This window comes from Agreia sp. VKM Ac-1783 (assembly GCF_900177765.1).
Lineage (GTDB): Bacteria > Actinomycetota > Actinomycetes > Actinomycetales > Microbacteriaceae > Agreia.
In genome coordinates, this window is record NZ_FXWI01000002.1 from 971726 (window position 1) to 984778 (window position 13053).

The window sequence follows — 13053 nt, forward strand, 5'->3', positions numbered from 1 at the left end:
AATGCCCATGGATCCCATCCTGAACATCACCTTTCCGCCTGAACTCCCGGTCAGCCAGCGTCGCGATGACATCGCGCGCGCGATCGCCGAGAACCAGGTGGTCATCGTCGCAGGCGCGACGGGCTCGGGAAAGACCACGCAGCTTCCGAAGATCTGCCTCGAACTCGGTCGCGAGTCGATCGGTCACACGCAGCCCCGCCGGCTCGCAGCGCGCACGATCGCGGAGCGCATCGCCGAAGAGCTCGGCCAGGAGGTCGGCGGCGTGGTCGGCTACCAGGTGCGCTTCACGGACAAGGCGTCGAAAGACACCCGCATCAAGCTGATGACCGACGGAATCCTGCTCAACGAGATGCACCACGACCGCATGCTCTCGAAGTACGACACGATCATCATCGACGAGGCGCATGAGCGCAGCCTCAACATCGACTTCCTGCTCGGCTACCTCAAGCAGCTGCTACCGAAGCGGCCCGATCTCAAGCTGATCATCACCTCGGCCACGATCGACCCGCAGAGCTTTTCACGGCACTTCGACGACGCACCGATCGTCGAGGTGTCCGGTCGCACGTTCCCTGTCGAGATCCGCTACCGGCCGCTCGTCGCGGAGACGAAGCTGACCGCAGATGGCGAGCGCGCAGACAGCGACACCGATGTCGACACCGATGACAAGGCTCCGAGCACACCCGACCGCGACGTCTTCGAGGCCATCGGCGAGGCGGTCGACGAGCTGGGACGCGAGAGCGACGGCGACATCCTGGTCTTCCTCTCGGGAGAGAACGAGATCCGCGACGCGGAGGAGTCCCTCAAGGGCAAGTTCGCAAACCGCAGTTCGGCGGGCGGCGTCACCGAGATCCTTCCCCTCTACGGTCGCCTCTCGAGCGCCGACCAGCACCGCGTCTTCCAGCGCAGCAGCACGCCCGGCGTGCGCCGACGCATCGTGTTGGCGACCAACGTGGCCGAGACCAGCCTCACGGTGCCCGGCATCAAGTACGTGATCGACTCGGGAACCGCGCGTATCAGCCGCTACAGCGTGCGCTCCAAGGTGCAGCGGCTGCCGATCGAGGCGATCTCGCAGGCGTCGGCCAACCAGCGCTCGGGCCGTTCGGGCCGAACCAGCGATGGAATCGCCATCCGGCTGTATTCGCAGCAGGATTTCGAGAAGCGACCCGAGTTCACCGAACCCGAGATCCTGCGCACCAATCTCGCGGCGGTCATCCTGCAGATGATCTCGCTGGGCCTGGGTGACATCGCCTCCTTCCCGTTCCTGCAGCCGCCGGAGTCTCGCGGCATCAAAGACGGCCTCGACCTGCTCACCGAGCTGGGCGCGCTGCGCACGCCGGCAGACAAAAATGCAAAGACACCGGATGCCCAGCCACGGCTGACGAGGATCGGTCGCGACCTCGCGCGCCTGCCCATCGAGCCGCGCTTCGCCCGCATGGTGATCGAGTCCAAAGAGACGGCCACGAGCCGCGAGGTGATGCTCATCGTCGCGGGACTCACGATTCAGGATCCCCGCGAGCGCCCGCTCGAGAAGCGCCAGCGAGCCGATGAACTGCACGGTCGCTTCACTGACCCCACGAGCGACTTCCTCACTCTGCTCAACCTCTACAACTACCTCGAAGAGAAGCAGGCGGAGCTGTCGTCGAGTGCGTTCCGCCGCCTCTGCAAGAACGAGTTCCTCAACTACCTGCGCATCCGCGAGTGGCAAGACGTGTACCGCCAGCTGAAGCAACTGTCGAGGCCGCTGGGGCTCACGATCGGCGAGCGCGCGGTGAACCCCGACGGAATCCACCGCTCGATCCTCTCGGGTCTGCTCTCGCACATCGGGCTCAAAGACGCGGTCAAGAAAGACTATGTGGGAGCACGCCAGACCCGCTTCAGCATCTTCCCCGGGTCGGTGCTGGGCAAGAAGCAGCCCGCCGCGGTCATGAGCGCCGAGCTCGTCGAGACCAGCCGACTCTTCGCACGCATGAACGCGGCGATCGATCCCGCGTGGGCCGAGAAGCTGGCCGGCGACCTGGTCAAGCGAAGCTACTCCGAGCCGCGATGGGAGAAGAAGCAGGGCTCCGTCGTCGCCTACGAGCGCGTCACGCTGTTCGGGGTTCCCATCATCGAGAAACGGCGCATCCAGTTCTCGAGAGTCGACCCGTCGTATGCGCGCGAGCTGTTCATCCGACACGCGCTGGTCGAGGGCGACTGGGAGTCGCAGCAGGCGTTCGACCGGGCGAACCGCGCATTCCGCAAGGAGCTCGAGCAGATCGAGGAGCGCAGCCGGCGCCGCGATCTATTGACCGACGACGAGGCCGTCTTCGACTTCTACAACGAACGCATCCCCCGCGATGTGTTCTCGCAGCGCACCTTCGAGGGGTGGTGGAAGACCGCGAAGCACGACACCCCCGACCTTCTCACCATGACCATCGACGCCCTGGTGCCCGAGGGCGCGCCGGAGATCGACGAGAACGAGTACCCGACGACGTGGCAGCAGGAAGATCAGCGTCTGGGCCTGAGCTACCGCTTCGAGCCCGGCACCGAAGACGACGGAGTCACGGCGACCGTTCCTCTCGCGCTGTTGCCGAGACTGAAACCCGAATCGTTCGAATATCAGGTGCCGGGCCTGCGCGTCGAACTCGTGACGGCGCTCATCAAGTCGCTGCCCAAGAACATCCGTCGCAACTTCGTGCCCTCCACCGACTGGGCGGTGCGCCTGGTCGCCGAGACGCCAGAAGGCGGCGGTGACGAGGGGTATCTCGCTGCCCTCGCCACGACCATGTCGCGTCTCGGTCACGTCTCGGTGAGCGCGTCCGACTTCGACCGCGAGCGCCTGCCGTCTCATCTGCGTATGTCGTTCAGGGTCGTCGACGAGCGAGGCAAGACGCTGTCCGTCTCGAAAGACCTGCCCGCTCTGCAGCAGAAGCACCGCGGTGCCGCGCGCGAGTCCGTGGCGAAGGCCACGACCCGCGTGTCGAGCGATCTCGAGCGCACGGGGCTCACCTCGTGGAGCTTCGGCGAGCTGCCCAAGCTCGTCGACACCAAGCAGCATGGCGGCGTGATCCGGGCCTACCCGGCGCTCGTCGACGAGGGCTCTTCCGTCGCGCTGAGGTTGATGACCTCGCCTGACGAGCAGGCGCTCCAGACCCCTGACGGCATCGTGCGCCTGCTGCTGCTCGCCGTGCCGTCGCCTCTGTCGTACGTTCGCGAGCACCTTTCGCAGAACGAGAAGCTGATGCTCGCGACCAGCCCGTACCAGAACGTGCAGGCACTCTTCGACGACTGCCTGCGGGCGGTCGCGCAGCGCGTGCTGTTCGAGGTGACCCCGGATGGCATGCTCTGGAACGAGGCCGCGTTCTCCACGGCCCGAGACCGTCTCTCGGCGACGGTCATGGACGAGCTCTACGCGACAGTCGGAGTCGTCACCACGATTCTCTCGGCCGCGCGCGATGCCGAGAAAGCTCTGAAGGGCGTCACGAGCATGGCGCTCCTCGCGGCCCTCGGCGATGCCCGAGAGCAGTTGAAGGGTCTGATCTACCCCGGCTTCGTCTCTGCGACGGGCACGACGCAGCTTCGCCAGCTGCCGCGTTACCTCAAGGCGCTCACTCAGAGGCTCGACAAGTTGGCCGAGAACGCTGCTCGCGATCGGGCCTGGATGACCGAGGTGCAGACGGCGACGAAGCGCTACACCGACGCGGGCGGCCGCATCCCCCTCGCCCATCATTCGCCGCCGAATATCGTGCGCGCGCGCTGGCTCCTCGAGGAATTCAGAGTGAGCCTGTTTGCACAATCGCTCGGAACGGCGGAGCCTGTCTCTATGCAACGTATTCAGAAGGCACTTGTACCGGCTGGACGGTAGAGTGGAGAGGTTGTGAACAGCTACTCGAGTCTCCTCAAAACCCGCGGCGTCGCCCGCATCATCGCCGCGCAGCTGACCGCACGCTTCCCCTTCGGAATGCTGTCGCTGGCCTTCCTGCTGCATATCGAGAAGGTCCACGACTCCTACGGCTCAGCCGGTCTCGTTCTCGCAGCCCTCAGCATCGGCCAGGCCATCGCCGGGCCCCTCACGTCACGGCTGATGGGCGTCTGGGGCATGCGTCAGGTGATCACGCTCACCATGATCATCTGCGCGTTCGCCATCACGGCCATCGCACTCCTGCCGCTCACGATCCCCGCGGCCATGGGAGTCGCCCTCGTCGCCGGCCTCACGATGCCGCCGATCCAGCCGGCCGTCCGCACCATCTACCCGAAGATGGTCAACTCGAAGCAGCTGACCCCGCTGTTTTCGCTCGACGCCTCCGCCCAAGAGATCATCTGGGTGGTCGGCCCGGTCGTCACCACGTTCGTGGCCACGCAGATCAGCACCGTCTGGGGAATCCTGCTCGCGGCCATCTTCCTCGTCGGCGGAGGCATCTGGTTCATCGCGAGCCCCGAGCTCGGTCGCGTGCGCATCCCCCGCTCCCGCCGCAAGCTCGGTGCGGTGCTCACGAAGCCGCCTGTGCTGCTCGCCACGGTCGTCGGTTTTCTCCTGATCGCCACCTGCGCTGCCATCGAGGCGGGCGTCGTCGCATCGTTCGGCCACGACGGGCTCGAGGCGGGCGTCGTGCTCGCCGTCTTCGCGATCGGCTCCTTGGTCGGCGGGCTTGCGCTGGGTCACGTTCCCATCGGACCGTGGGCGTTGGCGCGTCGCCTGCTCATCGTGCTCGTCGGCACTGCCCTGGCCGCCTTCTCGCTGAACATCTGGTGGCTCAGTGTCACCCTGTTCCTCGCAGGCGTCGGCATCGCGCCCGCTCTCGCCGTGATGTTCTCTATCGTGTCGGCGAGCGTGCGCTTCAGTGATACGGCCGAGGCCTACGGGTGGGCGGGCACCGGGCAGCTCATCGGCGCCGCAGTGGGTTCCGCGGTCGCGGGCTTCATGATCGACAGCCGCGGGGCGTCCGGCGCCTTCGTCGTCGCGGGTGGCCTCGCCCTGCTCGGCTTCATCGTGGCCTTCGTCGGCAAGCGCTGGCACCCCGATCTCCGCGGCAAAGACGCGAGCCCCATTCCCGACACCGAGCCCGTTCAGACGGTCAGCGGGCTCTGATCGTGCAACCACTTCGAGACAGTCTCCGTCCGCTCAAGAGCCTCACGGGCACTCCCCCGCCATTCGATCCGTCCGCGGCCCCCGACAACCCGCTCGACCTCTTCGTTGAGTGGTTTACGCATGCGGTCGAGGCGGGCCAGGTCGAGCCGCACGCCATGACGCTGTCTACCGTCGACGCCGACGGCGTTCCGGATGCGCGGGTCCTGATCCTGAAAGACCTCACCGACGACGGCTGGTGGTTCGCGAGCAGCTCCGCGAGCGCGAAAGGCGTCGAGCTGACCGCTAACCCGGTTGCCGCCCTCACCTTCTACTGGCCCGCGGTCGGCCGCTCCGTGCGCGTGCGCGGCACAGTCAGCCGGGGTTCAGAAGACGAGAACGCGCGCGACTTCTCTCGCCGCGGCATCGGCGCACGCGCCGTCGCCCTCGGCAGCCCGCAGAGTCAGCCGCTCGGCAGCCACGACGAGAGCGAGGCCGCCATCGAGCTCGCCGCGCGCGAACTCGACGCGCATCCGGAACTCGTGTCACCCACCTGGACCCTCTGGTGCGTGCGGCCCGAGTCGGTCGAATTCTGGCAGTCGGATGCCGAGCGCAAGCACCAGAGACTGCGTTACGGCCGTCAGGGCCAGAGCTGGTCGACGACACTGCTCTGGCCCTGACTCCGGCCCTTCGACAGACTCAGAGAACGAGCCCGTTGGCCTTCGCGACCTCTCCGTACCAGCTCGCGCTCGGCTTGGGGGTTCGCTCGAAGGTCTGCTTGTCCCAGGCGATGAGCCCGAAGGTCGGCGCGAAGCCCGAGGCCCACTCGTAGTTGTCGAGCGCCGACCAGTGCTGATATCCCAGCAGTGTGATGCCGTCTTCGATGCAGGAGTGCAGGCCCTCGAGGGCACCACGGGTGTAGTCGATGCGGCGGCTGTCGTCCTGGGTCGCGATACCGTTCTCGGTGACCATGACCGGAGTGTGGTCGCTGAGCTCCCACGCGGCGCGAACGCCGATTCCGGCTGCGGGAGGGAAGTACTCCCACTCGGTGAGCGTCTTCTCGACGTGGGCGGCGGGCGGGCGAATGCCTTCCGGTCCCACGATGTTGCGCGTGTAGGCCTGCACGCCGATGAAGTCGTCGCCCGCAGCGTTCTCGAGATACCAGTCTTCAGCCGGGTAGGCGATCTCGCGCTTCTTCTCTTCCGAGCCGGGCTCGTCGGCAGCCTCGAAGGCCTGCGTCGCTATGGTCCAGCCCGTCTTGAGCCCCGAGACCTGCGACAGCACCTCGCGCGAGCGCCGGTGCGACTCGAGCAGAGCATCGGCGACGCCGAGGTCGGGCTTCGGAAGGCCGTACGCGACGAGGTTCGACGCGTCTTCTCCTCCGGCCAGCATCGCCGCGATGTTGGGCTCGTTGATGGTGCAGACGTAGTTCACGCCCTCGGCCACGACGGGCAGAGCGAGCTCGGTGTAGCGGGCAAAGAGATCAGCAGCGTCAGACGCACGCCAGAAGCCGTCGTTCTCGAACCAGCGGGGCACCGTGAAGTGCATCAGCGTCACGATGGGCTCGATACCGAACTCATGGCAGGTGTCGACCATGCGGCGGTAGTGGTCGACGGATGCGCGTGAGTAGAGCCCGCGCTCCGGTTCGATGCGTGACCACTCGATGCTGAACCGGTAGGAGTTCAGCCCGAGCTCCGCGAGCAGGCGGATGTCCTCCCGGTAGCGGTGGTAGCTGTCGGCCGCATCTCCGGAGGGCTCCACGATCGTGGTGCCCGGCTCGTTCTCGTGAACCCACCAGTTGCTGTTGACGTTGTTTCCCTCGATCTGGTGGGCGGCGGTGGCCGCACCCCACAGAAAGCCGTCGGGGAAGGTGAGCATCAGGATTCTCCTTTGTCGTTGTGCGTTGGTCGGAGGCCCGGTCGCTGCGACCAGAAGCTGTCGAGCAGCTCAGTCGTGTATTCCGGGTTGTCTATGTTCGGCAAATGCCCGGCGTTCGGGATGATCTCGTAGCGGGCGCCGACGCGGCGGGCCATCGCGAGCTGATCGGCGATCGGCCATGCGTCGTCGGCATCGCCATGCGCCACGAGCACGGGAAGCCCGGTGTCGCGCAGCGCGTCGCCGGAGTCAGGAGTGTCGCGCAGGATGGCGGCCATCGCCAGGAAGTTGTCGTCGCTCGAGGCTGCGGCACGCTCGCGAACGAAGACCTCGTCGTCGTTTCTCGCACCGAGCGGGTTGTTGTGCTCCCACCACGCAAGCGTGCCGTGTCTAGCCACGAACGCCGCGTCGTCGCGATGATGCTCCGTTCCCTGCCCTCCCGGCCCCGAGCACAGCATCGTGAGATCGGCGAAGACCGACGGGCGCAGGATGGCCGCCGCTCGGGCGACGAGCCCACCGAGGCTGTGGCCCACCAGGTGCACGGGGCGACCTCCGGCGACTCTCTCTGCCACGGCGACCGCGTCGGCCGCGAGCGTGTCGAGAGAGTACTCGTCGATGCCGTGCGGTGCGATCGAATCGGCCTGGCCTCGTTGACTGTAGGAGTAGGCCTCCCACCCTCGACCCGCGGCGAGGTCGACGAGAAAGCGGTGGTCTTCCTTCGATCCGGTGAATCCCGGAACGAAGAGCACGACTCCCCGCTCGGGGCCGTGCGGCATGGCGCTGAATGCGGTCAGGCCGTCGATCGAGAAGACGGTGAGCGATTCGGGCAGCGCGAGCCCGCCGAACGTCACGCGACGTCCCGTCGGCCGGGGTTCGGAATCGCGTCGAGGAGGCGGATCGTGTACTCGTCGCTCGGGTTGCGGAGCACCTCGGCGGTGTTGCCCCGCTCCACCACCCGACCGCCGTTCAACACCATGATGTTGTCGGTCACCACGCGTGCCGACAGCAGGTCGTGGGTGATGTAGAGCAGCGAGACGCCCCACTGCTCGCGCAGGTCTTCGAGCAGGGCCAGCACGCCGGCACGCAGCGACACGTCGAGCATCGATACGGGCTCGTCGGCGATGATCACCTGCGGGTTGCTGGCGAGGGCTCGGGCGATCACCACGCGTTGGCGCTGCCCACCCGAGAGCTGATGCGGAAGCTTCGCTGCGAACTCCTCGACCGGCGACAGCCCCACCGTGTCGAGCAACTCGAGAACCCGGCGCCGAGCATCCAGGCCCTTCAGCCCGGTGAAGTTCACCACGGGCCTCGTGAGCGTGTACTCGACGGTGTGCAGCGGGTTCAGTGCCGCGTAGGGATCTTGGAACACCATCTGCACATCGCGGTGCAGCTGGCGGAACTGCCCTCGGCGCAGCGCACCCACATCGAGGTCGCCGAAACGAACGCTGCCGGCCGACGGCTTCTCGACCGCGGTGATCAGTTTCGCCAGCGTCGACTTGCCGCTTCCGGATGCACCGACGAGCGCGAGCGATTGGCCCGGCTCGAGCGTGAACGAGACGTCGTCGACCGCGGTCACCTGCGGCTCGCCCCGACGAGGCGCCGGGTACACCTTCGAGACATGGTCGACGACGATGGCCTTCTGATCCTGTCGCCGTGTGCGCGACGACACCGTCGGAGTGCGGGCCTCGAAGCCCGGCAGCTCCACGACCTCCGCTCGGGGGTCCGCATAGTGCGACAGCAGCATCCGGGTGTAGTCGTCGCGCGGGTTCTCGAGGATCTGCCGTGACGGAGCATCCTCGACGATCTCGCCCTCGTGCATCACCAGCACCCGCTCTGCCGATTCGAGCACGATGCCCAGGTCGTGGCTGATCAGAAGCGCTGTGAAGTTCTCTTTCTTCTGCAGCTCGATGATGGTGTCCATCACCGCGTGCTGCACGAGAACGTCGAGGGCGGTCGTCGGCTCATCGAAGACCATGAGCTTCGGCTCGAGCGACAGGGCGAGCGCGATCGACACGCGCTGGCGCATTCCTCCCGAGAGCTCGCCGGGATAGCGGTCGAGAACACTCGAGGGCAGCTCGACCTTGGCGGCGAGTTCTTCGGCACGCGAGCTCCAGTCCGCGCGATCGATGTGGCCGTGGGCGCGGAAGATGTCGACGAAGTGGTTGCGGATGCTCCGAACGGGGTTCAGCGCGTTCATTCCTGACTGCAGCACCATGGCGACACCGCCGTGGCGCTGCTCGCGCAGATCGCCCTGCGACAGGCTCGCGATGTCGATGCCATCGAGCAGGATGCTGCCGCCGACGACGTGGGCGGGCGGCTTCGAGAGACCGGTCACCGCGAAGCCCAGGGTGGACTTGCCGGAGCCCGATTCGCCGACGAGTCCGACGAACTCCCCGTGCTCGAGGGCGAACGACACATGGTTTACAGCGTGAGTGCTTCCGGCACCCTCTCCGTAGTCGACAGAGAGATCTGTGATCTCGAGCAAGGTGGTCATCGCTTACTTCCTTCCCGGAGGCGCGGATTGGAGATCCCGTCGACGCCGAAGTTGATGAGGGTGAGGCTCGTGGCGAGCAGGGCGATGCAGAGACCGGGTGCGAACAGCAGTGCCCACTGACCGGTGAGGAGGGCGTTGGAGTTCTGTGCCCAGAAGAGCATCGTTCCCCAGCTGACCACCGTCGTGTCTCCGAGGCCGAGATACTCGAGTCCGGCTTCGGCCAGAATCGCGGCGGTGGCGGCTCCGAAGAAGTTGCCCACGATGAGCGAGGTCATGTTCGGCAGGATCTCGCGGAACACGATGCGGAACGGACGCTCGCCGCTGAAGACAGCAGCGGTGACGAAGTCACGAGAGCGCAGCGACTGCGTCTGGCTGCGCAAGACGCGCGCACCCCACGCCCATCCGGTGATCACGACGACCACGATGATCATGCCGATGCCGCCACCCGAGAGGTACGCGGCGATCACGATCATCAACGGCAGACCGGGAATCACGAGGAACAGGTTGACGATGAAGTTGATCACATCGGCGCCGAAGCCTCGCACGTATCCCCAGCTGAGTCCGACGAGAACCGCGATCACCGTCGAGAGCAGGCCGGCGACGAGTCCGACGAAGATGCTGATCTGCGCGCCCCAGATGAGCTGCGACAGAACGTCTTCGCCCGCCGCTGTCGTGCCGAGCCAGTGTGCGGCCGAGGCATCCGCAGAGCGGTCGAAGCCGTTCTGCCTCGCGCCGTACGGAGCCAGCAGCGGCGCGAAGACCGCGATCAGGATCATCAGTCCGAGGATGATGATGCCGATGCGGGCCTTGCCGTTCGACCACACGGTGGATGCGACGCGCAGCACGACCTTGAGCGGGCTGGGCGCGGGTGCGATGGATGCTTCCTCGATGGCGCGCACTGCGCGGGTCGAGGGAGGAATGCTCTGGGTGCTCATCGGCGGGTCCTCGGGTCAAGCACGCCGTACAAGATGTCGACGAGGAAGTTGGCGATGAGCACGCTCACGGTGATCATCAGGAACAGGGCCTGCATCAACGGGTAGTCCTGGTTGGTGACCGCGTTGAACAGCAGGTAGCCGATGCCCGGGTATCCGAACACCCGCTCGACGAGGATCGATCCGCCGACCACGCCGCCGAGCGCGAGCCCGAACGAGGTGAGGTTCGGGAGGATCGCGTTGCGGGCGGCGTAGCGCAGGGCGACGGTGCGCGGCTTCAGACCGTTGGCCTCGGCGAAGGTCACGTAGTCGTCGCCAATGGTCGAGATCATCGTGTTGCGCATGCCGAGAATCCAGCCGCCCAGCGAGGTGATGAGAATCGTCAGCGCCGGAAGAGCGGCGTGATAGATAGCGTCCCCCAGGAATCCGATCGTGAACTGCGGCGATGCCGTCGGCCCGTATGCGCCAGAGGTGGGGAACAGCCTGCCGACGTAACCGGCGAAGAACAGCAGCAGCAGCGCCGTCCAGAAGTACGGAAACGCGCTGGCGAACGATCCCGCCAGGGTGGGCAGCGTGTCGAGCCAGGTGCCCCGCTTCCACGCGGCGAGCACACCGAGCAGGGTGCCGAGCACGAACGCGATGATCGTCACGACGCCGACCAGCACGAGCGTGTACGGCAGCGCGGTGCTGACCAGCTCCGAGACGCTCTGCGGATAGAACGTGTACGAGACGCCGAAGTCGAGAGTGATGACCTGGTGCAGGTACGCCACATACTGCTCGAGGATGTTGCCGGTCGGCACACCCAATTGGGCCTCGATGGCAGCCTTGGTCCCCTCGCTCACCGGCCCGTTCTGGGCCAGCTTCGCCAGGGCTGCATCCGCGGGGGAACCGGGCATCAGCCGGGGAAGGATGAAGTTGAGCGTGATGGCCGCCCACAACGTGAGCAGCAGCAGTCCGGCCTTGCGGGCGACGTAGCCCCACGCCCTTCCTCTGCCTGATCCTGCTATTCGGGGCGCGGCAGAGATGTCTGCGCTGCCGGGCGCGATCGTGACGCTAGTCATCGTTGACCTTCTTCAGATGGGTGAGAACGAGCAGGGGGGTGGATTCGTAGGTCTTGGGCGAGGCGTACGGGTCGGCCTCACTGGGCCAGCCGGTGAACTTCGCATCGCTCATGAGGCCCCACGATCCGCCGTAGTACAGGCTGAGCACGGGCAGATCGTTGTAGACGACGTTCTGCAGCTGATACCCGAGCTGCTTCTGCTTCTCGGGATCGATGGTGAGCTTGTACTGGCTCAGCAGCTCGTCGGCTTCGGGGTTGTCGTAGCGCTCGTAGTTGAACACCGCCTCCTCTCCGACCGGCTTCAGGTAGTCGCTCGAGAGCAGCTGATTGAAGTCACGGAAGATCGAGCCGGTTCCGCCCGTTCCGCCCATGGCGAGGTCGTACTCGCCGTTGCGCAGGGCCAGTTGGTAGGCAGCGGGTTGCGGGCTGGACACCTTCACGTCGATGCCGATGGCGCCCCACTGCTTCTGCACCTCCTGCACACCCTTGAGCCAGTCGTTGTAGCCGTTCGCGGTGGTGATGGTGAAGCTGAGCTGGGTGCCTGAGGCGTCGACGAGCTTGCCGCCCTGCTGGGTGTAACCGGCCTGGGCGAAGTACTCGAGCGCCTTCTGCTGGTTCTGGGCCACGAGTCCCGAGTCGGGGATCGAGGGGTCGAGCAGGTTCTGCTGATACGGCAGCAGGATGTTGGTCTGACCTGCCACGTCCATATAGCCCTCCGCGGCGGAGTCGCCCACGGCCTTGCGATCGAGCGCGAGCGAGAGTCCCTGTCGCACGTTCAGGTCGTTGAAGGGCGCCTTGGTCAGATTGGGGAAGAGAGCCACCGTTCCTCCCGGCGGGAACCAGTAGGTGTTCTTGTTGCCCGCGCCGACCCACGCACCGTCGACGTCGGAGATGAACGAGTACGCCCAGTCGTAGCCCTTGGTGGCCACGTCGAGCTGCGTGTTGGTGGCCGGCAGGATGATGTGCTCGGCGGCGACCTTGTCTGCCTGCCAATAGGTCGGGTTCTTGTCGATCGTGTACTGCTGCGCGGCGAAGTTGCCGAGGGTGTACGGACCGGTGCCGACCGGGTCAGGGTTGCGGAACGTCGACGGGTCGGGCACGTCCTTCCAGATGTGCTCGGGCACGATGAGAGTCGTCGCGATGAGCTGCGCGGCCGGAACATCCGGCGCCTTGAGGTGCACGGTCACCGTCGTATCGCTCGTCTCGACCGTGTCGATGTACGTCCAGATGCCCTGCAGGTCGAAGGTGGGGTACTTCTTGAGCAGATCGAAGCTGAAGGCCACATCTTTCGGAGTGAACGGCTTGCCGTCGGACCACTTCACTCCGTCGCGAATGGTGAACACCACGGTCGACGGATCGGGCAGCGCGTAGCCCGTTGCGAGCCACGGGTGCTCTTCGCCCGTCACGTTGTCGAGAACCACGAGCGGCTCGTACATGTACCAGGCCGCCGTGCGCTTGTTGGTCATGTACGGGTTGAAATTGCGCTCGAACAGCGGAGAGCCGTTGTCGGCCGCCACCAGCATCGTGTCCTTCGGAATCGAGGGATCGGGTGCGCTCTCGATCTGGATACTGCAAGCCGCGAGCCCCGTGGTCAGCATGACCGCTGACACGAGTGCGCCCAGCCGGCGCCTTGTTGGGTGCTTCATTG

Annotated in this window: 9 protein-coding genes; 3 read left to right on the forward strand and 6 right to left on the reverse strand. The window is 66.0% G+C overall.

The window, feature by feature from the left end:
* The first annotated feature begins 1 nt into the window (after position 1).
* The 3 genes from hrpA to CCK87_RS09585 are packed head-to-tail and all read left to right on the forward strand — an operon-like array spanning position 2 to position 5724.
* A complete protein-coding gene (hrpA, locus tag CCK87_RS09575) occupies positions 2–3844 on the forward strand; it encodes an ATP-dependent RNA helicase HrpA (RefSeq protein WP_086461143.1) in 3843 nt (1280 codons plus the stop codon).
* Positions 3845–3856: 12 nt separating this feature from the next.
* Positions 3857–5068 carry an MFS transporter gene (locus CCK87_RS09580; protein WP_086461144.1) on the forward strand — a complete coding sequence of 404 codons (1212 nt, stop codon included), beginning with the start codon at positions 3857–3859 and terminating at the stop codon, positions 5066–5068.
* Between the two features lie 2 nt (positions 5069–5070).
* Positions 5071–5724, forward strand: coding sequence for a pyridoxal 5'-phosphate synthase (locus CCK87_RS09585; protein ID WP_086461145.1), 654 nt, complete (start codon positions 5071–5073; stop codon positions 5722–5724).
* Positions 5725–5743: 19 nt separating this feature from the next.
* Here CCK87_RS09585 and CCK87_RS09590 read toward each other — a convergent pair whose 3' ends face one another.
* The 6 genes from CCK87_RS09590 to CCK87_RS09615 are packed head-to-tail and all read right to left on the reverse strand — an operon-like array spanning position 5744 to position 13051.
* Positions 5744–6922: a family 1 glycosylhydrolase gene (locus tag CCK87_RS09590; protein WP_086461146.1), complete on the reverse strand. Its 1179-nt coding sequence runs from the start codon at positions 6920–6922 to the stop codon at positions 5744–5746.
* Positions 6922–7770: an alpha/beta hydrolase gene (locus tag CCK87_RS09595; RefSeq protein ID WP_086461147.1), complete on the reverse strand. Its 849-nt coding sequence runs from the start codon at positions 7768–7770 to the stop codon at positions 6922–6924. The genes CCK87_RS09590 and CCK87_RS09595 overlap by 1 nt, the downstream gene beginning before the upstream one ends.
* On the reverse strand, positions 7767–9413 hold the full coding sequence (locus tag CCK87_RS09600) for an ABC transporter ATP-binding protein (protein ID WP_086461148.1): 1647 nt from the start codon (positions 9411–9413) through the stop codon (positions 7767–7769). The genes CCK87_RS09595 and CCK87_RS09600 overlap by 4 nt, the downstream gene beginning before the upstream one ends.
* Complete coding sequence (locus CCK87_RS09605; protein WP_085486437.1) at positions 9410–10348, reverse strand: ABC transporter permease; 939 nt, start codon at positions 10346–10348, stop codon at positions 9410–9412. Before CCK87_RS09605 ends, CCK87_RS09600 begins: the two co-directional genes overlap by 4 nt.
* Positions 10345–11406, reverse strand: a complete 1062-nt coding sequence (locus tag CCK87_RS09610; RefSeq protein WP_086461149.1) for an ABC transporter permease — start codon at positions 11404–11406, stop codon at positions 10345–10347. Before CCK87_RS09610 ends, CCK87_RS09605 begins: the two co-directional genes overlap by 4 nt.
* A complete protein-coding gene (locus tag CCK87_RS09615) occupies positions 11399–13051 on the reverse strand; it encodes an ABC transporter substrate-binding protein (RefSeq protein ID WP_249273803.1) in 1653 nt (550 codons plus the stop codon). Before CCK87_RS09615 ends, CCK87_RS09610 begins: the two co-directional genes overlap by 8 nt.
* Positions 13052–13053 lie beyond the last annotated feature (2 nt).

Bases quoted from the DNA above. Each gene is read 5' to 3' on its own strand.
- CCK87_RS09590 (WP_086461146.1), bottom strand. From the start codon at position 6,922: ATGCTCACCTTCCCCGACGGCTTTCTGTGGGGTGCGGCCACCGCCGCC.
- hrpA (WP_086461143.1), top strand. From the start codon at position 2: ATGCCCATGGATCCCATCCTGAACATCACCTTTCCGCCTGAACTCCCG.
- CCK87_RS09615 (WP_249273803.1), bottom strand. From the start codon at position 13,051: ATGAAGCACCCAACAAGGCGCCGGCTGGGCGCACTCGTGTCAGCGGTC.
- CCK87_RS09600 (WP_086461148.1), bottom strand. From the start codon at position 9,413: ATGACCACCTTGCTCGAGATCACAGATCTCTCTGTCGACTACGGAGAG.
- CCK87_RS09610 (WP_086461149.1), bottom strand. From the start codon at position 11,406: ATGACTAGCGTCACGATCGCGCCCGGCAGCGCAGACATCTCTGCCGCG.
- CCK87_RS09605 (WP_085486437.1), bottom strand. From the start codon at position 10,348: ATGAGCACCCAGAGCATTCCTCCCTCGACCCGCGCAGTGCGCGCCATC.